Raw genomic sequence first — 21,246 nt, forward strand, 5'->3', positions numbered from 1 at the left:
ACTTGTTTGATACACAGGAACGTGCCGTGGGGAAAAACACCCCACGGCACGTCTGCCTGTTTGCCGTTCGGCTATTGTACTGCCTTCTCAGCAGCAGCTGTTCCCGCAGCCGTTGTTGCAGCCACAGCCACCACAGCCGCAACCGCCCCAGCTCCCGCCGCCGCAGCAGCAACAGAGCAGGATAATGATCAGAATGATCCACAGGCAGCCGCCGCCGCCAAAGCCACAGCCATTATTGCACCCCATATGAAGTACCTCCTGGTTTGATGATGGAAACCAGAGGCGGAGCGGTGGGAGTACCGCCGCTCCGGACCGGTCTCACTCCATACTATGCCGGGGACGCAGAGGGGTGCTTGGTACAAATTCTTTTTATTCCAGCTCAAAGGCGCCGGTATAGAGCTGATAATAGAGTCCGTGCTGCCGGATGAGATCCTCGTGGTCGCCCCGCTCTACAATGCGGCCGTGATCCAGCACCATAATGGCATCAGAGTTGCGCACAGTGGATAGCCGGTGGGCAATGACAAAGACGGTGCGGCCGGTCATCAGGGAGTCCATGCCCCTCTGGACGATGGCCTCAGTGCGTGTGTCAATGGAGGAGGTAGCCTCATCCAGGATCATCACCGGGGGATCGGCCACAGCGGCCCGGGCAATGGCGATGAGCTGCCGCTGGCCCTGGGACAGGTTGGCGCCGTTGCCGGTGAGCATGGTGTCGTACCCCTGGGGCAGGCGGCGGATAAAGTCGTCTGCGTTGGCCAGCACGGCGGCGGCCTCCACCTCCTCGTCGGTGGCGCTCAGATTGCCGTAGCGGATGTTTTCCCGCACGGTGCCGGTAAAGAGGTTGGTATCCTGGAGCACAATGCCCAGGGAGCGGCGCAGATCCGGCTTATGAATATCGTTGATGGAGATGCCGTCATAATGGATCTTGCCGTCCGCGATGTCGTAGAAGCGGTTGATCAGGTTGGTAATGGTGGTCTTGCCCGCGCCGGTGGCGCCCACGAAAGCCAGCTTCTGGCCGGGCTTGGCGAAAAGGCTGATGTCGTGGAGGATGGTTTTGCCCTCCTCATAGGCGAAGTCCACATCATCAAAGCGCACGTCGCCCGCCAGCTTGGTATAGGCGAAGCTCCCGTCCTCCTGGGGAACCTTCCAGGCCCACAGATTGGTGCGCTCACTGGTTTCCTGGAGGGCGCCGTCCTTGTTATAGGAGACGTTGACCAGGGTGACGGTGCCGTGATCCTCCTCGGAGGGCTCATCCATCAGGTCAAAAATCCGTTGAGCACCGGCCAGAGCCATGACCACAGAGTTGAGCTGCTGAGAGATCTGGCTGATTGGGTTGGTCAAACTCTTGGAGAGCTGGAGGAAGGATGCGATGACACCCAGGGTAATACCGCCCCCCAGGCCATTGAGGGCCAGTGCTCCGCCCACCATGGCGATGACCACATATTGGATGTTGCCAATGTTGATGAGGATGGGCATGAGGATATTGGCGTACTTGTTGGCCTTATAAGCGCTTTCAAACAAGGCGTCATTCACACGGTCAAAGCCCTCCTGGGCCTCCTCCTCGTGGCAGAAAACCTTGACCACCTTCTGGCCGTTGATCATTTCTTCGATATAGCCGTTCAGATCGCCCAGCTTCACCTGCTGGCGGACGAAGTAGCGGCCGCTGCGTCCGGCCAGGAACCGGGTCACCAGCAGCATGCACACGATGCACACGATTACCACGCCAGTGAGAGTGAGGTTGAGTACAACCATGCTGACAAAGGTGACCACGATCATCATCAGGGAATTGATTACCTGGGGAATGCTCTGGGAGAGCATTTGCCGCAGGGTATCCACGTCGTTGGTGTAGACGCTCATCACATCGCCGTGGGCGTGGGTGTCAAAATACCGGATGGGCAGGGTCTGCATGTGTCCGAACAGATCGTCGCGGATCTTCTTCTGCACGCCCTGGGAGATGGTGACCATCAGGCGGTTGTAGGCCAGGGCGCACAGGGCGCCCACCACATAGAGGCAGGCCATCAGGAGCAGAGCGTGGAGCAGGCCGGTGAACACCGGGTGTTCCATGGCCAGCAGAGGCGTGATATAGTTGTCGATCAGGGCGCCCAGGAAAATGGAGCCGGCCACAGAGGCCACCGCGCTGACCAGGATGCATACCAGCACCAGAAAAAAGCGGATCAGGTAGCCCCGGCCCACATAGCTGAGCAGGCGCCGGACCGTGTGGGACTTTTTCTTCGGCATCTTATTCATTCTCGCTCCCTCCCTTCGTCTGGGATTCATAAATTTCCCGGTAGATCTCACAGCTCTGGAGCAGCTCGCCGTGGGTGCCCATGGCGGAAATCCTTCCGCCGTCCATCACCAGGATTTTGTCCGCATCCTCGATGGAAGAGATACGCTGGGCAATGATAAACTTGGTGGTGTCGGGGATCTCCTCCCGGAACGCCTTGCGGATCAGTGCGTCGGTTTTGGTGTCCACGGCGGAGGTGGAATCATCCAAAATCAGAATCTTCGGCTTCTTCAGCAGGGCCCGGGCGATACACAGGCGCTGCTTTTGGCCGCCGGACACATTGGAGCCGCCCTGCTCAATATAGGTATCGTACTTGTCGGGGAATTCCTGGATAAAGGGGTCGGCCTGGGCCAGCTTGCATACCCGGACCATCTCCTCATCGGTGGCGTCCTTCTTACCCCAGCGCAGGTTCTCCTTAATGGTGCCGGAGAACAGCACGTTCTTCTGGAGCACCATGGCTACCTGCTCCCGCAGGGCGTCCATGTCGTAGTCCCGCACATCCACACCGCCCACCAGGATGCGGCCCTCGGTAGCGTCGTACAGCCGGGGAATAAGCTGCACCAGAGTGGTCTTGGAGGTGCCGGTGCCGCCGAGAATGCCCACCGTCTCACCGGACTTGATGTTCAGGTTGACGTTTTTCAGGCACTCCTTACTGGGGTCCTTGGCGTAGCTGAAGCTGACGTTCTCAAAGACTACAGAGCCGTCCTTGACCTCCTCCACCGGATTCTCCCCGTTGCGCAGGTCGCTCTCCTCGTTGAGCAGCTCGGTAATACGCTCGGCGGAGGCGCGGGCCAGGATGATCATGACCAGCACCATGGAGAGCATCATCAGGCTCATGAGGATCATCATGATATAGCTGAACATACTGGTGAGCTGCCCCACATCCATGCTGCCGCCCACTACCAGATGGGCGCTCAGCCAGGACACGGTCAGAATACACGCATAGACGCACAACTGCATGAGCGGCATGTTGAAGGCGACGAGCTTTTCCGCCTTGGAAAAGTCCATATAGATCTCCTGGGAGACCTTCCCGAATTTTTCCTTCTCGTGCTCCTCACGCACAAAGGACTTCACCACCCGGATGCCAAGCAGGTTTTCCTGTACCACATTGTTCAAGTGATCATACCGCTTGAACACCCGCTCAAAGATGGGGTGGGCTCCGGTCATAATAAAGAACAGGCCCAGGCCCAGGATGGGGATCACCACCAGGAAGACCAGCGCCAGTCTGGGGTTGATGGTAAAGGTGAGCACCCATGCACAGATAAGCATGATGGGACAGCGCACAGCGATGCGGATGATCATCATAAAGGCCATCTGTACGTTGGTCACATCGGTGGTCAGGCGGGTAATGATACCGCCGGTGGAGAATTTGTCGATGTTGGAAAAGGAAAATTTCTGAACATTCCGATACATCTCCCGGCGCAGATTACGGGAGAAGCCGGTGGCCGCCCGGGCGGCATAACGGCCGGACAGGGCGCCCAGCAGCAGAGCCGCCAGGGCCATGAGGACCACAATGCCGCCGTAGTAGAAAATACGTTCCATATTTCCCGCCTCAACGCCCTGGGTCAGCAGACGGCCTGTCATCATGGGAATCAGGACATCAAAGGCCACCTCGCCGATGACAAAGATCGGCGTCAGAATCGTGTCCTTTTTGAACTCCTGAATACAGCTCACAAGTCCGCGTTTTTTCTTCATGCACATTCCTCCTTGGGGATTTATTCGCTTGCTAACTGTTAGCCTCCTCACAGTCTTTGCCGCAGGTGCACCCGACCGGAAGTACAGACGGCTCCATCAGGTTCTGCTTCATTTTTGCGATGGTTATCATGAACTGCTGCAACTCCTCAGCGCCGATTCCCTTGGTCAGCGCCGCCTCTACCTGTGTGATGCGCGAGGCAATCTGCTGGTTCAGGGCCTCCGCTTTCGGCGTTGCCATCACCTGCTTGAGCCTGGCGTCACGGGATACGGAGCACCGCATCACAAATCCCTCCTCCTCCAGGCGCTTCAGCAGCCTGGACGCGGTGGAGCGGCGGATATAAAACGCCTCCTCCAGATCCTTCTGAAAGATTTCCTGATCCCGATTATGGCACAGAAATCCCAGAAGCATCCCCTGCATCTCGGTAAAAGCATCGCACTCCGGCTGGCCGGAGAGCTCCCAGACCTTGCGCCGGATCAGATTGGACAGCGCCTTGACCTCGTAACCCGCATGGCGTTCTTGCCTCATTCAGACACCCCCCTTCCATGCAAGCTATTTTACAGAGTTTATTTTAGTTATCTTGCTAACAGTTGTCAATGGGCAACATTTACAAAAAGACCCTCCGGTAAACCGGAGGGTCTTTCCATTCAGCTCAGCCTGTCCACGGTGACGCCGTTCATCACCGCCTGAAATACGGCTTTGTCCACGCCGCTGCTGGCAGCCGTCCTGTCCAGCAGGATGCCGCCGCCGTCCTTCAGAGGGGCCGACAGTGCGAAATAGGACAGATAGGCCACCTGGGCCCGCAGGAAGGGGCTGCCTGTCAGCTTGGCCTGCTCCGCAGCGTTGAGCACACCAAACTCCACGCTCTTGCCCACGGCATTGGCCCAGGAGAAGTCAGGCGACGCCCCGCTGTCCGAGTAGCCCAGCGCCCGCAGAAGAAAGGTCATGTACTCCCCTGCCGAGAGCTGTGCATCCGGTCCAAAGTAGCGCTGTCCACCGGCGCTGACGTTGTTGCCCTTGGTATAGCCCTTCTCATAGGCATAGGCCACATAGCGGTCGCACCAGGCAGGGGTGTCCGCAAAGGGGTTGGCCGCTGTGCTGCTCAGCGCAGCCCCCTCCTCCCCGATCAAACGCAGGAACATGACCAGTCCCACGATACGGGTGGGAGCCTGCTCCAGATCATACCCGGAGCCGTAGGCCGTTCCAGTGCCCTGGAACAGCCCCATCTGCTTTAATGCGTCGGCCAGAGCATTGTAGTCCAGCCCCGCTCCGGAGGACACGGTATAGAAGCCCTCTACGCCCAAAACCGCAGTATCAGAGGTGATTGTCACTGCCGCTGTGGTATTTTCGGCCGCTAAGACGCGGTGACGTGCGGTCAGCGCGGCACCGGAGGCCACGGTCTGCCCCACCGTAATATCCACCACACTGCCGCCGGAATAGGACACGGTTCCGCTTCCAGCCAGGAGCAGCAGCCCGGAACCGGCAGGCAGGCTGACCACGTCTCCCCTTTTAAAGCGGAAATCCGTGATTGAGGCGGCATAGCTCTGTTCTCCACCTGCCCGGGCCAGATAACCGCTGTGCCTGGCATTCAGATCCGCCAGCACAGAGTCGTAGACGGTCTTTGCCTGCTCCGCGATGCGTGTCTCCGCCTGCCGCAGTACGTCCGGAATATAAGTGTCGTTCAGGTAGCCCTGCGTTACAAGGCTCTCCCCTGTCCCCGTATCGGCGGCATATACTGCCGCACAGCCTATCAGGATGACCAGGGCAAGCAGGCCAACGGCAAGTCTCTTCATGGTACCTCCGAAATCATATAGCTCAGCGCCAACAGGCTGTCGGCAAAGTGGACGTTCTCAATCACTATGTCCGGCGCGTCCACCGTCAGCTCAATATTGGTGAAATTCCAGATTCCTTTCACGCCGGAGGCCACCAGCCGACCGGCGATCCGGTTGGCCACGCTCCGGGGAACCGTCAGCACCCCGATGCTGGCCGGATGCTGGCCCAGATACTCCTCCAACTGATCCACGTGGTGGACCGGCACCCCGGAGAGTCTCTGCCCAACCACATCCGGCGCCACATCAAAGGCGGCCGAAAGCGCCACACCGGAGCGCTCGAAGTGAAAGTTTTCCATCAGGGCCCGGCCCAAGTTGCCCGCCCCCAGAATGACCGCGTTGTGGCCGCGGTTCATACCCAGAATGTCGGAAATCTCCCCCCGCAGATTTTCAATATTATAGCCGTAGCCCTGCTGGCCGAACCCGCCGAAGCAGGAGAGATCCTGCCGGATCTGTGAGGCGGTCAGCCCCATGGATTTGCCCAGCGCGTTGGATGAAATGCGCTCCACACCGGCCAAATAGAGGTCGTTCAGGTGGCGGTAGTACCGTGGGAGGCGACGTATCACCGCACTGGACACTTTATCTTTTTTCATAGCTCCATCACTCTTCTTCTTGTTCCAAAGCGGTACCGCACGTAACTCGCCCGTTCCGCTGCAAGATTCCTATTCAGTTTACTCGAAAGAGGGGCCGATGTCAACGTTCTTTTCCCTGGAACCGCCTTCCGGTCCGGTGCATAGAGTGAGGAAAAGGAGGAATGCCAATTGGCCTCGATTGGAACCATTGTCACCCGCGTATATACCTCCCGGGCCCAGCTCCCGGTGCCGGGCGCTACTGTAGCGGTGACGCAGAGGGCGGGCGGCGGGCGGCATACGCTGCTGGCCTTACGGGTGACGGACGAAAACGGACGCACCGCGCCGATCCGCGTCGCCACACCCGAGCCGTCTGCCAGTGAATCCCCAGGGACAGAGTCCCCCTTCGCCGTCTGTGACATCTGGGTGGAGGTACCGGGCTATGAGATGCTTCTGGTGGAGAATGTCCAGGTCTTTCCTAATACGGAAACACTACAGGAGCTGGAGCTGATTCCCCTGCCGGAGCAGACCTCGTCGTCTACCCGGGGGGAGATCGTGGATATTCCACCCCAGGATCTGTAAGGAGGTACCCCCATGCCGACCACACCTGTAACGCCCTATGTCCCACAATACATCACCGTGCATCTGGGCGCCCCCAGCGCCGCTGCGGAAAATGTGACGGTTTCCTTCCCGGAATACGTTAAGAATGTGGCCTCCAGCGAGATCTATCCCACCTGGGAGCCGGCGGCTATCCGGGCAAACATCCTGGCGATCATTTCGTTTGCCCTCAACCGGGTATATACCGAATATTACCCCAGCCGCGGCTACCCCTTCAACATCACCGCCAGCACGGCCTACGACCAGAAATTCATCAAAGGGCGCAACATTTTTGAGAACATCAGCCAGATGGTGGATGAGATCTTCAATTCCTACATACGGCGCACCGGCTTTGTGGAGCCCCTGGCAGCCAAATTTTGCAACGGCACCACCACCACCTGCGACGGTCTCTCCCAGTGGGGCAGCCAGGCCATGGCAGAGCAGGGCGCCGACTCCGTCACCATCCTGCGAAACTATTATGGCGACAATATCGAGATCGTGAACAATGCTCCTGTCATGGGTATCCGCAGCTCCTACCCCGGAACTCCGGTGCGGCTGGGCGACCGGGGGGAGCCGGTGGTGCGCATCCAGACCATGCTCAACCGCATCTCCCGCGATTACCCCGCTATTCCGAAGGTTCAGCCGGTGGACGGGATCTTCGGAGCGTCCACCGAGCAGTCGGTCATCAAATTCCAGCAGATTTTCAGCCTGACGCCGGACGGAGTCGTTGGAAACGCCACCTGGTATAAGCTGGTCTTTCTGTACGTGGGCGTTCTGGAATTGGCGGAGCTGGTCAGCGAGGGTCAGACCTTCTACACCACCTTGGTGCCCGTCAACCGCCCCGATACCATTTCCCTCGGCGACACCGGAGAAAATGTCAAGGTAATACAGTACCTTCTCTCTGTGGTGGCGGAGTTTTATAATAACATCCCCCCGGTGGCTGTGGACGGGATTTTCGGGCAATCCACCCAAAACGCAGTCCTGGCTCTTCAACAGATGGCTGGTCTGTACCAAGACGGCGTTGTAGGCGAGGACACCTGGGCCGCACTCTACCGATTTTATGTCGGCATAGTGGATACCATGAGCCAATATACCAATGTCATCCCAGAGCAGTTCCGGCCGGAGCTTCCCGAGAGCGAAGCCACCAGCCTGACCCAGTACCCCGGCCAACCCATGACACTGGGCAGCACCGACGAGAGAGGAGAAGACGCCACATGATTCGCTCCCAACTCCACCTGATTGGACAGCCCGTACGCAGCCTCCAAACCATGCTGCGCACCATTTCTTTCGCTTACCCCTTCCTCCCCCGTCTCACGCCGGACGGAATTTTCGGCGAACGCACCCTAGAGGCCGTCATGCTCTTTCAGAGGGAATTTTTCCCTCCGGTCACCGGACAGGTAAACCAGGCCACCTGGGACGCTATCGTTTCCTTGTATCACCAGGTGGTTTCCCGCCTCACTCCGCTGCCCACCCGCAGCTTTCCAAGTCCTGAGTTTTCCGTCGCACCGGGTGAGGCCAGCGTTCATCTTAACCTGGTGCAGTCCATGTTCTGCGGGCTGTCTCGGGTCCTGAACGGCGTGGAAACCTGTGATGTCTCCGGGGTAAACAATGCCGCCACCGAGCACAACATCAAGTGGATTCAACATCTGAATCACCGTCCGGAAACCGGGACACTGGATCAGGAGAGCTGGAATACCCTCAGCCGCCTCTATACTATGTTTGTCACCAGCGCCCAGTCGCCCTGGACTACGCGGCCTGAACTTTTTATGCCCTGACGCGGCATATATGTGTAAGGTGGGTGCCCTGTCCATAGCAGGGCACCCACCTTGTCTACAGTTTCAACTACAGGTTACATTACCAGACTGGGAGCTGCATAGGTGCGGCCCGCCAGCTCACTGTTGAGCATGTAGAGGCCTTTGGCATCGTCGCCGTAGAGCTCCATCTTTTTAATCATATCCTCGGCGGTCTTCTCCTCCTCGCCCTGCTCTTTGACAAACCAATCCAGGAACTGCATGGTGCGGAAGTCCTTGACCTCATAGGCTGCATCGTAGATCGTGTGAATCAGATTGGTGACATACTGCTCATGGGCCAGGCCGGCCTTGAGCACCTCCAGCCTGCCGTTGGGGGCGGCGGTGGGCCTGGCAATGCCCTCCAGCACCGGGCGGTGGCTGTTGTTCTGGAGATACTGGAACATAAGCATGGCGTGATCCCGTTCCTCCTGCGCCTGCACCTTGTACCAGTTGGCGAAGCCGTCCAGTCCCTCGTCCTCGAAGTAGGCGGAGAACTCCAGATACAGGTAAGCGGAGTAGAACTCCTTATTGATCTGCTCGTTCAGCAGAGAGGCAACTTTTTCGTTCAGCATAATAAATACACTCCTTTCTCATCTGGATGGCATAAGAATACCACGGATTTTATTCTGTTACAACTGTAAATTCCACTCAGAAATTCCTCTGCGCCCTAACAATGGCCGTAGGCAACAGAGGACAGGATACCGGTTAAAACAGTCCGTCGAACAGGGTAATCTGACTCGTATCCGGCATGGCCCAGGGGCGGCCGCGCCGTCCCTGGGGTCCCGTTTCCCTCCATCTGGCGGGCGAAATCAATTCGCCCGCCATCGAGGTTTTGCCTGCGGCAAAACGCTCGGACACCGCAGGCGGCGGACGGCATACCGGTTAAAACAGTCCGTCGAACAGGGTAATCTGACTCGTATCCGGCATGCCGTCCAGAGCACCAGCGGCCTTGAGCTGCTCGATGTGGGTCTTGGAGACCTTGGGACAGGCTGCGGAAAACTCCTCGATAGATATAAACCGCTTTCCCTCCCGCTGCTCCATGATAGACCAGGCCGCCGTCTCGCCCAGACCAGGCACAGAGGTGAAGGGGGGCAGCAGGCTTCCCTTCTCATTGTCTGGCAGGAAGTTGACCGCGTGGGAGCGGTAGAGATCCATGTGCTCAAAGGTGAACCCCCGCAGATAGAACTCATAGACCACCTCAAGGGTGACCAAAATATCCTCCTCCACGGGAGAGGGCTTCTCCTTGCTCTCAATCTCCCGCATTTTAGCCTTACACACATCCATCCCCTGGCACATGAAGGTGGCGTCAAAGGCCTTGGCGCGGATAGAGAAGAAGGCGGCGTAGAAGGCCAGGGGGCGGTGGACCTTGAACCAGGCGATGCGGAAGGCCATCATCACGTAAGCCACGGCGTGGGCCTTGGGGAACAGGTACTTGATCTTCTTGCAGGAGCCGATGTACCAGTCGGGTACGCCGGCGGCCCTCATCTCCTCCTCCGCCCCTTCGGGCAGGCCCCGGCCCTTACGCACCGACTCCATGATCTTGAAGGCCCGCTTCTCCGGCATGCCACAGGAGATGAGGAAGAGCATGATGTCGTCGCGGCAGCCGATGGCCTGGCCGACCGGGACGCCCTGATCCACAATCAGATCCCGGGCGTTGCCCAGCCACACGTCGGTTCCGTGGGAGAAGCCGGACAGGCGCAGGAGAATGTCAAACTCGTGGGGCTGGGTGTCCACCAGCATGCCGCGGGTGAACTTGGTGTTGAACTCCGGGATGGCCACGGCGCCGGTTGGGCCCAGGATGGGGTCGTCCACGAAGCCCAGCACCTCAGAGGAGGTGAAGATGCTCATGGTGTCCCGGTCGTCCAGAGGGATCTTTTGCGGATCCACCCCGGTGAGATCCTGGAGCATGCGGATCATGGTGGGATCATCGTGGCCCAGCATGTCCAGCTTGAGCAGGTTGGACTCCATGGAGTGATATTCGAAGTGAGTGGTAATGATGTCGCTGTTGGGATCGTCGGCGGGGTGCTGCACCGGACAGAAGTCGTAGATCTCCCGGTTCTGGGGGATGACCACCATGCCGCCGGGGTGCTGGCCGGTGGTGCGCTTGACGCCGGTGCAGCCCTGAGCCAGCCGGTTCTCCTCCGCCCGGTTTACCGTCCTTCCCCGCTCATCCATGTACTTCTTGACATAGCCGAAGGCGGTCTTTTCCGCCACGGTGCCGATGGTGCCCGCCCGGAACACGTGGGTCTGCCCGAACAGCTCAAAGGTGTACCGGTGGGCGTTGGCCTGATATTCGCCGGAGAAGTTCAGATCGATGTCGGGCACCTTGTCGCCGCCGAAGCCCAAGAAGGTCTCGAAGGGGATGTTGAAGCCGTCCTTGGCGTAGGGCGTTCCGCAGACGGGGCACACCGCGTCGGGCATGTCCGCGCCGCAGCCGATCCCCTTCTCCTTGGCAGTGTCGAAGTCCGAGTGCTTGCACTTGGGACAGCGGTAGTGGGGCGGCAGGGAGTTCACCTCCGTGATGCCCGACATGAAGGCTACCAGGGACGAGCCCACGGAGCCACGGGAGCCCACCAGGTAGCCGTGGGCCAGGGAGTCCTGCACCAGCTTCTGGGCCGACATATAAATGACGTCGTACTTGCACTTGATGATGTCGCCCAGCTCGGCATTGATGCGGTCCACCACGATTTTGGGCGGTTCCTCACCGTAAAGGGCTTTTGCTTTCCCCCAGACCAGGCTGGTCAGCTCCTCCGCTGAGTTCTCGATCTTGGGGGCGAACAACCCCTGGGGCAGAGGCACTACGTCCTCACACCAGTCGGCTACCAGATTGGTGTTGCGCACCACCACCTCATAGGCCTTCTCCTTCCCCAAATAGGCAAACTCCTCCAGCATCTCGGTGGTGGTCTTGAAGTAGATGGGCAGAGACGAGTCGGCATCTTCAAAGCCCTTGGAGGCCAGCAGGACGTGGCGGTAGATCTCGTCCTCCGGGTCCAGGAAATGGACGTCGCCGGTGGCGCACACAGGCTTGTCCAGCGCCTCGCCCAGGGATACGATGGTGCGGTTGAAGTCCTTCAGCTCCTCCTGGCTCTGCACCATACCCTTGCGCAGCATGAAGGCATTGTTGCACAGAGGCTGAATCTCCAGGAAATCGTACCAGGAGGCAATGCGCTTAAGCTCCGCAAAGTCTTTTCGCTTTACAACTGCTTGAAACAGCTCTCCAGCCTCGCAGGCCGAGCCGATAATGAGTCCCTCCCGGTGCTGGTTGATCAGGCTCTTGGGCATGATGGGGTAGCGCTTAAAGTGGTCCAGGTGAGAGGCCGAGATGAGCTTGTAGAGATTGCGCAGGCCCAGTTGGTTCTTGGCCAGCACGATTAGGTGCTTGGGCTGGCGGCGGGCCTTGCCCCCAGTACGCAGCCTGGCCATAGCCGGATTGATCTGCTGGAGGGTATGTACACCCCTGTCCCGCAGCATCTCGAAGAAAGGTACCAGCATATAGCCCACCGTGGCCGCGTCGTCATAGGCCCGGTGGTGGTTGAAGGCGGGCAGGTTCAGGTGCTCCGCCACGATGTCCAGCTTGTGCTTGCCCAGCTCCGGCAGCAGGTTCTGGGCCAGAATCAGCGTGTCGATGGAGGTGCTGTCGAAGGGGCGGCCCATGCGGCGGCACCCCTCGGCGATGAAGCCCATGTCGAACTCCGCGTTGTGGGCGGCCAGTGGGCGCTCCCCCACGAAGTCTAGAAAGGCATTTATGGCCTCCGCCTGGGAGGGGGCTCCCCTCAGCATCTCGTCGGTGATGCCGGTAAGCTCGGTGATCTCGCGGGTCAGAGGCCGTTCAGGATCAGCAAACGTGGAGAACTGCTCCACCACCTCCCCGTTCCGCAGTACCACCGCTCCGATCTCGGTGATTACATCCCGCCGCTTGTCCAGGCCGGTAGTCTCAATGTCGAAACAGACGATATCGCCTGTAAAGTCTTGTTCCTTGTCCCCGTGTACCACCACCCGGTCGTCTACGTCGTTGATGAAGTACGCCTCCACGCCGTAAAGCACCTTGATCTTCTTGGCCGAGTGCCATGCGTCGGGGAATGCCTGGGCCACGCCGTGGTCGGTGATGGCGATGGCCCGATGGCCCCACGCTTCCGCCCGCTTGACCACGTTCTTGTCCGGCCCCGCCTTGGGGCTCACTTGGGTGAGGGCATCCATGGAGGACATGGTGGTGTGCAAGTGGAGCTCCACCCGCTTCTCCGGCGCGTCGTCGGTCTTCATGGGCTTGGCGCTCTCCATGATGGCGTAGGGCTCCAGCACCATGTCGCCGGTGAAGCGGTCGATGTTCAGCTTGCCCTGAATCACCAGATGCTGGCCCTTCTTCACCCCGTCCACAATGCCCTTCCCCTCGTCACCGGGGAAAAACTTGGACACCCGCACCGAGCCGGTATAGTCCGTCACATCGAAGCACACCACCCAGGCACCCCGCTTTTTCAGCTCCCGGTGATCCACGGCAAATACGTCTCCCTTGACGATGACGGTTCCCATGTCCAGCTCCAGGGTGCTCATGGGGATGCTCTCCCGCTTGATTTCGTGCTTGCCGTAGAGCAGCTTTCCTCTCGGGCCGCCGGAGGCCACCTTTTTCTCCCGCGGGCTGGCAGTTTTGAGACCAGCCAGAGCTCTCCGGCGGATCTCCTCCGTGCGGCGGAAGGCCGCCATGGCATCCTCCTCCACCGGGGCGGCCGGGGGCGGCGGAGGAGGGGCGCTGGCCGCAGGAGCCGGTTCAGCCGCCACAGGAGCCGATGTGGGAGCAGTCGCGGCCGCCGCTCCCATCTCCAGCTCCACCCGCTACACCCGGTAGGCCAAGGCCAGGCTCTTCTCGATCTGGTGCCGCAGGCCCTCCTCGGGCATTCGGGGGCACTCCACCTTGGCGCGGATAGAGCGGGCCGCCTTATCGATCACCGCCCCCGTGACCAGATAGCCGCCTGCCAGGGCCGCCAGCTCTTCACCGGGCCGCCAGGCGGAAAACAAATTCAAAAAGGGAATCTTCTGTGCCTGTGACATGGTTGAAACGCTCCTGCCTCCTCCGTCAAAGTTCCTCAATTAGTGCGAAAAGCTCGTCCACCAGGGCCTCCTGGGGAACCTTTTTCACGATCTCCCCCTTGCGGAAGAGCAGGCCCTCCCCGTTGCCGCCGGCGATGCCCACGTCGGCGGCGGAGGCCTCTCCGGGGCCGTTGACCACGCAGCCCATGACCGCCACGGTGATGGGCTTGTCCACGGCCTTGAGCCGCTCCTCCACCTGGGTGGCCAGGCCGATGAGGTCGATACGGGTGCGCCCGCAGGTGGGGCAGGACACCAGCTCCGGTCCCTCCTTCCGCACCCCGGCGGCCTTGAGGATGTCCCGGGCGGCGTATACCTCCTCCACCGGGTCGGCGGAGAGGGACACCCGCAGGGTGTCCCCGATACCCATGGCCAGCAAGCCGCCGATGCCCACCGCGGATTTGAGGGTGCCCATGCGCAGGGTGCCGGTCTCCGTCACCCCGAGATGTAAAGGATAATCGCTTTCCTGATTCATCAGGCGGTAGGCCGCCATGGTGGTGCGCACGCTGGAGGACTTGAGGGACACGCATATGTCGGTAAAGTCGAATTTCTCCAGCAGGCGGATATGTCCAAAGGCCGACTCCACCAGGGCCTCCGGCGTCACCCCGCCGTATTTGGCCAGGATGGGCTTCTCCAGGGAACCGCCGTTGACTCCAATACGGATGGGAATCCCCTTTTGTCGGCAGGCGTCGGCCACCGCCTTCACCCGGTCCTCCCCGCCGATGTTGCCCGGATTGATGCGCACTTTGTCGCACCCGGCGGCCACGCACTCCAGGGCCAGCCGGTAATCGAAATGGATGTCCGCCACCAGAGGGATGGGGCTCCGCTCCCGAATGGCCCCCACCGCCCGGGCGGCGGCCAGATCGGGCACCGCCACCCGCACAATCTCGCACCCCGCCGCCGCCAGACGTTTGATCTGCTCCGCTGTGGCGGACACATCGTCGGTGCGGGTGTTGGTCATGGACTGAATGGTGACCGGAGCACCCCCCCCGATGGGGACGCCGCCCACGCGAATCTGTCTGGTCATAGGACAAGCCTCCCTACAGGATCAATTTGTTTACGTCGCTGACGGCCACCACCACCATCAGGGCAATGAGGCAGAAGAAGCCCGCCATATTGATATAGCCCAGGTACTTCTGGTCGATACGCCTGTGGGTGAAGAAGTGGTAAATGCCGCCCACGAGTAGGAAAAGAATCTGCCCGCCGTCCAGAGCGGGGATGGGCAGCAGGTTCATCACCGCCAGGTTGATGGCGATGAAGGCCACGAACCACAGGATATTCGCCAGTGCGGCCGCCATATTGGGAGACTGGGCCCCCACGTCCGACATCATGGTTACGATGCCGATCGGGCCGGACATGTCCTGGATACCGGCTCGACCGGAAAAAAGATCCACCAGGGACAGGCGCACCATCCGCACCATATCAATGGTATTGTACCAGCTCTGACGCAGCCAATTTCCCACGTGGAAGGGCTCCCGGACGCAGATGAGCCCCCGCATCTGCACAGTCTCGCCCTCGTAGGTGTATTCCCGGGGCCGGAGATCAAAGCCCGGCCGCTCCAGGCGTACGCCGTCCCGCTCAATGACCAGATCCATGATGCCGTCCTCGTCACGGCCAAAGAACAGGTCCAAATCACTCTTGGTATAGATCCGTTCGCCGTTGACCCGGACGATCCGGTCGCCCGGCAGCAGCCCCTGGGCACTTTCATAGGGAAAGCCTTCCATAAGCGTGTCGATGACCGGGACCACAAAGAAGGTATTCTGGGCCAGGAGCAGCGCCAGCAAGACAAAGCCGGTGAGGAGGTTCATAAAGGATCCCGCCACCAGAATGATGAACTTTCTCCAGGCCGGCTTATTGGAAAATGCCCTGGGGTCGTCGGAGGCGTCGTCCTCCCCCTCCATGGCGCAAAAGCCGCCCATGGGGATGGCGCGCAGGGAATACTGCGTCTCCCCTTTTTGCGTGGAGAACAGCAGTGGCCCCATGCCGATGGCAAATTCGTTCACCCGCACCCCCAGCAGCTTGGCGGTGATGAAGTGTCCGAACTCATGCAGGGCGATGAGGATACCAAACATGAGAATGGCGATGATGATATAGAGCATAAGCGTATTCAGTCTCCTTGACGGGTATTACCGGGCGCAGCGGACCGCCTCTCTGGCGGCATGGTCGGCCAGAAGGATGTCCTCCAGAGAGGGCCGCTCTACGGGTTTGACCCGCTCCAGAGCCTCTCCCACCCGTCTGGGGATGTCCAGAAAGCCGATCTCCTCCCGCAGGAAGAGGTCCACCGCCGCCTCGTTGGCTCCGCTGAGCACGGCCGGCGCCGTACCCCCCTGCGCGGCCGCCTGAAGGGCCAGTGCCAGACATTCGAAGGTCTCGCAGTCCGGGGCGGCAAAGGTGAGCGGCGGGCAGGACAACAGGTCCAGTGACGCCGCCGGGCCCGGCGCCCGCGCCGGCCAGGTAAGGGCGTACTGGATGGGCAGGCGCATATCCGGCGCGCCCAACTGCGCCAATACGGCATTATCACAGTATTCCACCAAGGAGTGAACTATACTCTCCCGATGGATCACGATCGAAATCTTTTCCGGCGGCATTCGGTAAAGGCCCATGGCCTCGATCAACTCCAGGCCCTTGTTCATCAGAGTGGCGGAGTCGATGGTGATCTTGGCCCCCATGGCCCAGTTGGGGTGGCACAGCGCCTGAGCCTTTGTTACCCGGGCGAGCTGTTCCCGGCTCCAGCCGAAAAAGGGCCCGCCGGAGGCGGTGAGGATCAGGCGGCGCACCTCTCCCCGGTCGCGGCAGCCCTGCAGGCACTGGAAAATGGCCGAGTGCTCCGAGTCCACCGGGACAATCTCGGCCCCATAGCGGTCTGCCTCGTCCATGACCAGCTTCCCGGCGCAGACCATGGTCTCTTTGTTGGCCAAGGCGATGCGTTTGCCCTTCCGGATGGCGGCCAGGGTCGGCTCCAGCCCGGCCACCCCCATCACAGCGGTGACTACGGTGTCGGCCTCCGCCAGGGTGGCTGCCTCCAAAACGCCCCGAGGTCCGGCCGCCACCCGGATGGGGGTGTCCGCCAGGCGCACCTTCAAATCGGCGGCGGCCGACTCCTCCACCGCCGCCACCAGCTTGGGCCGGAATTTCCGAGCCTGCTCTTCCAGCAGCAGAGAATTCCGGTTGGCGGTCAGCGCCGCCACCGTCAGGCCGCAGGCCTGCGCAACCTCCAGGGTCTGCCGCCCGATGGAGCCGGTGGACCCCAGCACCGAAAGAGTCCTTTTCATCCCACCGCCCCCTGGATAGCCGGGAAATAGACGATCAGGATCTCCAGCAGCGGAGCGCAGAAGATGACGCTGTCAAAGCGGTCCAGCACTCCGCCGTGACCGGGGAAGATCGTGCCGTAATCCTTGATGTCATACTGCCGCTTGATGTAGGAGAAGGCCAAATCGCCAAACTGGGCCACCACTGCCCCCAGCAGTGCGTAGAGGATCAGCAGCCCATAGCGCACTGCGGCAGCCCCAAAACAGGCGGACATCACAAAGCCGTAGATCAGCGTAGCAGCGACCGAGCCTGCCACGCCGCCAACCGCCCCCTCCACCGTCTTTTTGGGGGAGAGCTCCGGGGCCAGCTTATGCTTTCCGAAGGCCATGCCCGCAAACAGCGCAAAAGCATCGCTGAGCCAGGCTACCACAAAGGGCAGCAGGATATAGTAGCGCCAGTCGGGCATCTCACGGATGCGGATGAAGGTGGACAGGAAATAGGGGATGACGATGGAGAGGAAGAAAGAGCCCCCCATCTTCTCCATAGTCACCGTATAGTGGCTTTTCATAGCCACTGCAAACAACAGTACCACGTAGAGGAAAAGGGTCACCAGTGCGGGCAGCATTCGCTCTCCTACAAAGACCCAGAAGGGGATGAGGCCCGCCAGGACGATGGCCAGGCCAGAGATCTTCGGATTTTTGACAAATCCAGTGGACCACAGCACCTCGTGCAGCGCGATCATGGCCAGGCCGGACACGACAACGGGCAATACCCAGCTTGGCGCAAAAAACAGCATCAAAATGATGAGCGGGACAAAAATCACCGCTACCATGATCCGCTTACCCATGCATCAGATCCCTCCAAATCGGCGCGACCGCCCCTGATAGGCCGCCAGCGCTTTGTGCAGCTCGTCTTTACTGAAGTCCGGCCAAAGCACGTCGGTAAAATAGAACTCCGCGTAGGCCGACTGCCACAGCAGAAAATTGGAAATGCGCAGCTCGCCGCTGGGCCGGATGACAAGGTCTGGGTCCGGCACGCCGGCGGAAAACAGATACCGTGAAAATTCCGCCTCAGACAGATGGTTGGGGTCTCCCCTGCCCGCCGCGCAATCCCCGGCAAAGGCCCGGGCCGCCCGGAGCAGTTCGTCCCGGCCTCCGTAGTTGAGGCAGATGTTTACCTGGCACCCCTCATAGCGGTCGGAGATCGCCTCGGTCTCCCGGCACAAGGTCCGCAGCTCCTCATTCAGCGGAGACAAATCCCCGAAGAAGCGCATTTTTACCCGGTCCTTCTCCATGCGCCCGATGGCCTCCAGCAGATACTTCCTCAGCAGACCCATGATGGCGGAGACCTCCTCCGCCGGGCGCTTCCAGTTCTCCGTGGAAAAAGCGTAGACCGTCAGATACTCCAATCCAATGTCCTTGCAGTAAGTCGCAATGGTACGAAAGGTCTCGGCGCCCGCGGCGTGTCCGGCGGTGCGTGGCAGGCCCCGCCTCTTGGCCCACCGGCCATTGCCGTCCATGATGATGGCGATGTGCCGCGGCAGACGATCAAAGTCTACCGGCGCGGCCGTATTTTCCTTTTTTCTGAACAGCGGCATGTCCTCGCTCCTGTCGGGCAGGGCGGCTTCCGTCCCACCTCAAGTTGTCTCAAATACGAAGCGTGCGGGGCGCCGGGGCGCCCCGCACCGCAAGCTGTGTGAAGGAAATCCCCTACACAGCCATCAGCTCCGTCTCCTTCTTGGCTGTCAGCTCGTCGATCTGCTTGCAGCGTTTATCCGTCATATCCTGCAGCTCTTTTTCCAACTCCTTGAGCTCGTCCTCGGTGATCTCTGACTTTTTCTGCATGGCCTTAAACTTATCCATGGCGTCCCGACGGATATTGCGGACCGCCACCTTGCCGTTCTCTCCATACTTTTTTACCTGCTTGGTCAGGTCCCTGCGGCGCTCCTCGGTCAGTTGGGGGAAGCCCAGGCGTATAACACGGCCGTCGTTCTGGGGATTGATGCCCAAATCGGAGGTCTGAATCGCTTTTTCAATGGCCTTGAGCAGCGTGGCGTCCCAGGGCTGGATCATCAAGCTGCGGGGATCGGGCGAGGAGATGGCCGCCACCTGATTGATGGGGGTGGGGCTGCCATAATAGTCCACGGCGATCTTATCCAGCACGGAAGCATTGGCGCGTCCGGCCCGGACACTGGCAAAGTCGGAGACTACCACATCCACAGTCTTCTGCATTTTGACGTCGTAAACCTTCAGCTCTTCCTTCATATCACTGTTCCTCCTTGACAATGGTACCGATCTTTTCACCCATGACCACCCGGTAGATGTTCTCCGGGTCCTTGAGGGCAAACAGAATCACAGGAATTTTGTTATCCATGGAGAGGGACGTCGCGGTGGAATCCATCACCTGCAGGTGCTGGGCCAGCACGTCATCGTAGGAGATGGAGTCATACTTCACGGCGTTGGGGTCTTTCTTGGGGTCGGCACTGTAGACGCCGTCGATATTTTTGGCCAGCAGGATGGCGTCGGCGTCGATCTCCGCCGCACGCAGCACCGCCGCGGTATCGGTGGAGAAGAAGGGGTTGCCGGTGCCGCAGCCAAAGATGACCACCCGCCCCTTTTCCATATGCCGGATGGCCTTGGAGCGGATGTAGGGCTCGGCCACGGAGCGCATCTCAATGGCCGTCTGTACGCGCACATCCACACCCTTCTGCTCCAGCACATCCGCAATGGCCAGGCAGTTGATGGCGGTGGCCAGCATCCCCATGTGGTCGGCCCGGGTCCGCTCCATCCGGTCGCCGCCATCCTTGAGCCCCCGCCAGAAATTGCCACCGCCCACGACGATCCCTACCTGGACGCCGGCCTGTGTACACTTCTTAATGACATCGCAGACCTTGCCGATGACGTCAAAATCCAGCCCACGGCTGGCATCGCCAGCCAGGGCTTCGCCGCTGACCTTCAGCAGCACCCGCTTATACTGCGGTTCAGCCATTCCATCAGCCCCTATCTTTAACCTGTTCTCGTCATTTGCCGCGCGGCCGGTTTTCACCTCCGCGCGGAATTACGCTTTCTCTATTTTAATATAAGTTTGCCCGTTTGCATAGAGCCCAGAATAGATTTTTTACAAATTGTTCTTACCTGTTTGATGGTCCCTGCCTCTCCTGGGCCGTAGAAAAGGGCCCCGGGAGACGACTCCCGGGGCCCTGCCACAAACGGGCGGTTTACTTGCCCAACTGCTTGGCAATTTCCTCCGCAAAGTTTTCCTGCTTCTTCTCGATGCCCTCGCCCTTTTCGAAGCGGACCGCGTCCTTCAGCACAATGGTACCGCCCAGGCTCTTGGCCACGTTGGCAATGTGCTGCTCCACGCTCATGGAGTTGTCCTTTACGAACTCCTGCTGCAGCAGGCAGTTTTCCTTATAGAATTTGCCCAGCTTGCCGATGACAATCCCCTCTTTGACCTTATCCGGCTTGGCAGCCATCTTGGGATCGTTCTCCATCTGGACCAGCATGATTTTCTTCTCCTCGTCCAGCGTGGCCTGATCGACCTGGCTCTTGTCCAGGAAACGGGGATTCAGGGCCGCGATCTGCATGGCCACATCCTTGCCCACCTCATTGACCTGCTCGGCCGTCAGGCTGGTCTCCAGATTCACCAGCACACCGATCTTGCCGCCGGCGTGGATATAGGGCACGCACACGCCCTCGGTGAACAACGCAAACCGGCGGACCTTGATGTTCTCGCCGATGACCAGGACCATCTCCTGCTGCTCCTCCTGAACAGTACGGCCATTGCCGTAGGGAGCGGCCATCAGGGCGTCCATGTCGGCGGGCTTCTCCTTGGCCACAACTGCGGCCACGCCCTTGACAAATTCCACAAACTTTTCGTTCTTGCCCACGAAGTCGGTCTCGGCGTTGACCTCGACCACCACGCCCACGCCGTCGATGACAGCGGCATAAGCAGCGCCCTCGGCCGCGATGCGGCCGGCCTTCTTCTGCGAGGCGGCCAAGCCCTTCTCACGCAGGATCTCGACGGCCTTGTCCATATTGCCTTCGGCCTCCGTCAGGGCCTTCTTGCAGTCCATCATGCCCACGCCGGTCATTTCGCGCAGAGCCTGTACCTCTTTCGCAGTGATTGCCATATTACAAAACCTCCATCATTTTTTATA

General features: G+C 60.0%; 20 protein-coding genes. 3 read left to right on the forward strand and 17 right to left on the reverse strand.

Translation table 11 applies throughout. The features are described 5' to 3' along the window. Nucleotides 1–87: 87 nt before the first annotated feature. The 6 genes from B3H64_RS02085 to B3H64_RS02110 form a co-directional block, all read right to left on the reverse strand. The gene (locus B3H64_RS02085; protein WP_009256919.1) at nucleotides 88–246 is read right to left on the reverse strand and encodes a hypothetical protein; all 159 of its coding nucleotides are present in this window, start codon (nucleotides 244–246) and stop codon (nucleotides 88–90) included. Nucleotides 247–369: 123 nt separating this feature from the next. Beyond that, nucleotides 370–2,244: an ABC transporter ATP-binding protein gene (locus B3H64_RS02090; protein WP_009256920.1), complete on the reverse strand. Its 1,875-nt coding sequence runs from the start codon at nucleotides 2,242–2,244 to the stop codon at nucleotides 370–372. Further along, the gene (locus B3H64_RS02095; protein ID WP_257592178.1) at nucleotides 2,237–3,976 is read right to left on the reverse strand and encodes an ABC transporter ATP-binding protein; all 1,740 of its coding nucleotides are present in this window, start codon (nucleotides 3,974–3,976) and stop codon (nucleotides 2,237–2,239) included. Before B3H64_RS02095 ends, B3H64_RS02090 begins: the two co-directional genes overlap by 8 nt. Before the next feature lie 31 nt (nucleotides 3,977–4,007). Beyond that, entirely contained in the window at nucleotides 4,008–4,502 is a 495-nt protein-coding gene (locus B3H64_RS02100; RefSeq protein ID WP_196057991.1) for a MarR family winged helix-turn-helix transcriptional regulator, read from the reverse strand. A gap of 119 nt (nucleotides 4,503–4,621) precedes the next feature. Continuing rightward, nucleotides 4,622–5,767 carry a hypothetical protein gene (locus B3H64_RS02105; protein WP_286732550.1) on the reverse strand — a complete coding sequence of 382 codons (1,146 nt, stop codon included), beginning with the start codon at nucleotides 5,765–5,767 and terminating at the stop codon, nucleotides 4,622–4,624. Next, entirely contained in the window at nucleotides 5,764–6,396 is a 633-nt protein-coding gene (locus B3H64_RS02110; protein ID WP_007495506.1) for a redox-sensing transcriptional repressor Rex, read from the reverse strand. Before B3H64_RS02110 ends, B3H64_RS02105 begins: the two co-directional genes overlap by 4 nt. A 168-nt stretch (nucleotides 6,397–6,564) precedes the next feature. On the opposite strand from B3H64_RS02110, the gene B3H64_RS02115 reads away from it, so the two are divergent. The 3 genes from B3H64_RS02115 to B3H64_RS02125 are packed head-to-tail and all read left to right on the forward strand — an operon-like array spanning nucleotide 6,565 to nucleotide 8,744. Further along, nucleotides 6,565–6,954, forward strand: coding sequence for a hypothetical protein (locus tag B3H64_RS02115; protein WP_007495507.1), 390 nt, complete (start codon nucleotides 6,565–6,567; stop codon nucleotides 6,952–6,954). Between the two features lie 12 nt (nucleotides 6,955–6,966). Further along, nucleotides 6,967–8,187, forward strand: coding sequence for a peptidoglycan-binding protein (locus tag B3H64_RS02120; protein WP_007495509.1), 1,221 nt, complete (start codon nucleotides 6,967–6,969; stop codon nucleotides 8,185–8,187). 50 nt (nucleotides 8,188–8,237) lie between these two features. Beyond that, a complete protein-coding gene (locus B3H64_RS02125; RefSeq protein ID WP_414653433.1) occupies nucleotides 8,238–8,744 on the forward strand; it encodes a peptidoglycan-binding domain-containing protein in 507 nt (168 codons plus the stop codon). A gap of 74 nt (nucleotides 8,745–8,818) precedes the next feature. Here the strand turns inward: B3H64_RS02125 and B3H64_RS02130 are convergent, their stop codons facing one another. The 11 genes from B3H64_RS02130 to tsf form a co-directional block, all read right to left on the reverse strand. Further along, complete coding sequence (locus B3H64_RS02130; RefSeq protein WP_204681723.1) at nucleotides 8,819–9,331, reverse strand: ferritin; 513 nt, start codon at nucleotides 9,329–9,331, stop codon at nucleotides 8,819–8,821. Nucleotides 9,332–9,641: 310 nt separating this feature from the next. Continuing rightward, on the reverse strand, nucleotides 9,642–13,571 hold the full coding sequence (locus tag B3H64_RS02135) for a PolC-type DNA polymerase III (protein ID WP_414653434.1): 3,930 nt from the start codon (nucleotides 13,569–13,571) through the stop codon (nucleotides 9,642–9,644). Between the two features lie 15 nt (nucleotides 13,572–13,586). Beyond that, nucleotides 13,587–13,802, reverse strand: coding sequence for a hypothetical protein (locus tag B3H64_RS02145; protein ID WP_286732565.1), 216 nt, complete (start codon nucleotides 13,800–13,802; stop codon nucleotides 13,587–13,589). Nucleotides 13,803–13,827: 25 nt separating this feature from the next. Continuing rightward, nucleotides 13,828–14,865, reverse strand: coding sequence for a flavodoxin-dependent (E)-4-hydroxy-3-methylbut-2-enyl-diphosphate synthase (ispG, locus tag B3H64_RS02150; RefSeq protein ID WP_021629731.1), 1,038 nt, complete (start codon nucleotides 14,863–14,865; stop codon nucleotides 13,828–13,830). 13 nt (nucleotides 14,866–14,878) lie between these two features. Then, on the reverse strand, nucleotides 14,879–15,937 hold the full coding sequence (locus B3H64_RS02155) for a M50 family metallopeptidase (protein ID WP_286732567.1): 1,059 nt from the start codon (nucleotides 15,935–15,937) through the stop codon (nucleotides 14,879–14,881). A gap of 27 nt (nucleotides 15,938–15,964) precedes the next feature. Next, nucleotides 15,965–17,110 carry a 1-deoxy-D-xylulose-5-phosphate reductoisomerase gene (locus B3H64_RS02160; RefSeq protein ID WP_050618284.1) on the reverse strand — a complete coding sequence of 382 codons (1,146 nt, stop codon included), beginning with the start codon at nucleotides 17,108–17,110 and terminating at the stop codon, nucleotides 15,965–15,967. Then, nucleotides 17,107–17,934 (reverse strand): phosphatidate cytidylyltransferase, encoded by an 828-nt coding sequence (locus tag B3H64_RS02165; protein WP_050618283.1) that lies wholly within the window; start codon nucleotides 17,932–17,934, stop codon nucleotides 17,107–17,109. Before B3H64_RS02165 ends, B3H64_RS02160 begins: the two co-directional genes overlap by 4 nt. A gap of 3 nt (nucleotides 17,935–17,937) precedes the next feature. Next, on the reverse strand, nucleotides 17,938–18,684 hold the full coding sequence (locus B3H64_RS02170; RefSeq protein ID WP_050618282.1) for an isoprenyl transferase: 747 nt from the start codon (nucleotides 18,682–18,684) through the stop codon (nucleotides 17,938–17,940). Between the two features lie 112 nt (nucleotides 18,685–18,796). Beyond that, on the reverse strand, nucleotides 18,797–19,351 hold the full coding sequence (frr, locus tag B3H64_RS02175) for a ribosome recycling factor (RefSeq protein ID WP_050618281.1): 555 nt from the start codon (nucleotides 19,349–19,351) through the stop codon (nucleotides 18,797–18,799). A 1-nt stretch (nucleotide 19,352) separates the two neighbouring features. Beyond that, nucleotides 19,353–20,075, reverse strand: coding sequence for a UMP kinase (gene pyrH / locus B3H64_RS02180; RefSeq protein ID WP_050618280.1), 723 nt, complete (start codon nucleotides 20,073–20,075; stop codon nucleotides 19,353–19,355). Nucleotides 20,076–20,304: 229 nt separating this feature from the next. Then, entirely contained in the window at nucleotides 20,305–21,219 is a 915-nt protein-coding gene (gene tsf, locus B3H64_RS02185; protein WP_050618279.1) for a translation elongation factor Ts, read from the reverse strand. Between the last annotated feature and the right edge of the window lie 27 nt (nucleotides 21,220–21,246).

Origin of the sequence: Intestinimonas sp. UBA1698 (assembly GCF_002320075.1) — a bacterium.
GTDB lineage: Bacteria > Bacillota > Clostridia > Oscillospirales > Oscillospiraceae > Intestinimonas > Intestinimonas massiliensis.

What these genes read in the sequence shown, in the direction of transcription:
- ispG (WP_021629731.1), bottom strand. Translation starts at nt 14,865, where the DNA reads ATGACCAGACAGATTCGCGTGGGCGGCGTCCCCATCGGGGGGGGTGCT.
- B3H64_RS02135 (WP_414653434.1), bottom strand. Translation starts at nt 13,571, where the DNA reads ATGGGAGCGGCGGCCGCGACTGCTCCCACATCGGCTCCTGTGGCGGCT.
- B3H64_RS02125 (WP_414653433.1), top strand. Translation starts at nt 8,238, where the DNA reads ATGCTGCGCACCATTTCTTTCGCTTACCCCTTCCTCCCCCGTCTCACG.
- B3H64_RS02110 (WP_007495506.1), bottom strand. Translation starts at nt 6,396, where the DNA reads ATGAAAAAAGATAAAGTGTCCAGTGCGGTGATACGTCGCCTCCCACGG.
- B3H64_RS02145 (WP_286732565.1), bottom strand. Translation starts at nt 13,802, where the DNA reads ATGTCACAGGCACAGAAGATTCCCTTTTTGAATTTGTTTTCCGCCTGG.
- B3H64_RS02160 (WP_050618284.1), bottom strand. Translation starts at nt 17,110, where the DNA reads ATGAAAAGGACTCTTTCGGTGCTGGGGTCCACCGGCTCCATCGGGCGG.
- pyrH (WP_050618280.1), bottom strand. Translation starts at nt 20,075, where the DNA reads ATGGCTGAACCGCAGTATAAGCGGGTGCTGCTGAAGGTCAGCGGCGAA.
- tsf (WP_050618279.1), bottom strand. Translation starts at nt 21,219, where the DNA reads ATGGCAATCACTGCGAAAGAGGTACAGGCTCTGCGCGAAATGACCGGC.
- B3H64_RS02100 (WP_196057991.1), bottom strand. Translation starts at nt 4,502, where the DNA reads ATGAGGCAAGAACGCCATGCGGGTTACGAGGTCAAGGCGCTGTCCAAT.
- B3H64_RS02120 (WP_007495509.1), top strand. Translation starts at nt 6,967, where the DNA reads ATGCCGACCACACCTGTAACGCCCTATGTCCCACAATACATCACCGTG.
- B3H64_RS02085 (WP_009256919.1), bottom strand. Translation starts at nt 246, where the DNA reads ATGGGGTGCAATAATGGCTGTGGCTTTGGCGGCGGCGGCTGCCTGTGG.
- frr (WP_050618281.1), bottom strand. Translation starts at nt 19,351, where the DNA reads ATGAAGGAAGAGCTGAAGGTTTACGACGTCAAAATGCAGAAGACTGTG.
- B3H64_RS02130 (WP_204681723.1), bottom strand. Translation starts at nt 9,331, where the DNA reads ATGCTGAACGAAAAAGTTGCCTCTCTGCTGAACGAGCAGATCAATAAG.
- B3H64_RS02155 (WP_286732567.1), bottom strand. Translation starts at nt 15,937, where the DNA reads ATGCTCTATATCATCATCGCCATTCTCATGTTTGGTATCCTCATCGCC.
- B3H64_RS02165 (WP_050618283.1), bottom strand. Translation starts at nt 17,934, where the DNA reads ATGGGTAAGCGGATCATGGTAGCGGTGATTTTTGTCCCGCTCATCATT.
- B3H64_RS02105 (WP_286732550.1), bottom strand. Translation starts at nt 5,767, where the DNA reads ATGAAGAGACTTGCCGTTGGCCTGCTTGCCCTGGTCATCCTGATAGGC.
- B3H64_RS02170 (WP_050618282.1), bottom strand. Translation starts at nt 18,684, where the DNA reads ATGCCGCTGTTCAGAAAAAAGGAAAATACGGCCGCGCCGGTAGACTTT.
- B3H64_RS02095 (WP_257592178.1), bottom strand. Translation starts at nt 3,976, where the DNA reads ATGAAGAAAAAACGCGGACTTGTGAGCTGTATTCAGGAGTTCAAAAAG.
- B3H64_RS02090 (WP_009256920.1), bottom strand. Translation starts at nt 2,244, where the DNA reads ATGAATAAGATGCCGAAGAAAAAGTCCCACACGGTCCGGCGCCTGCTC.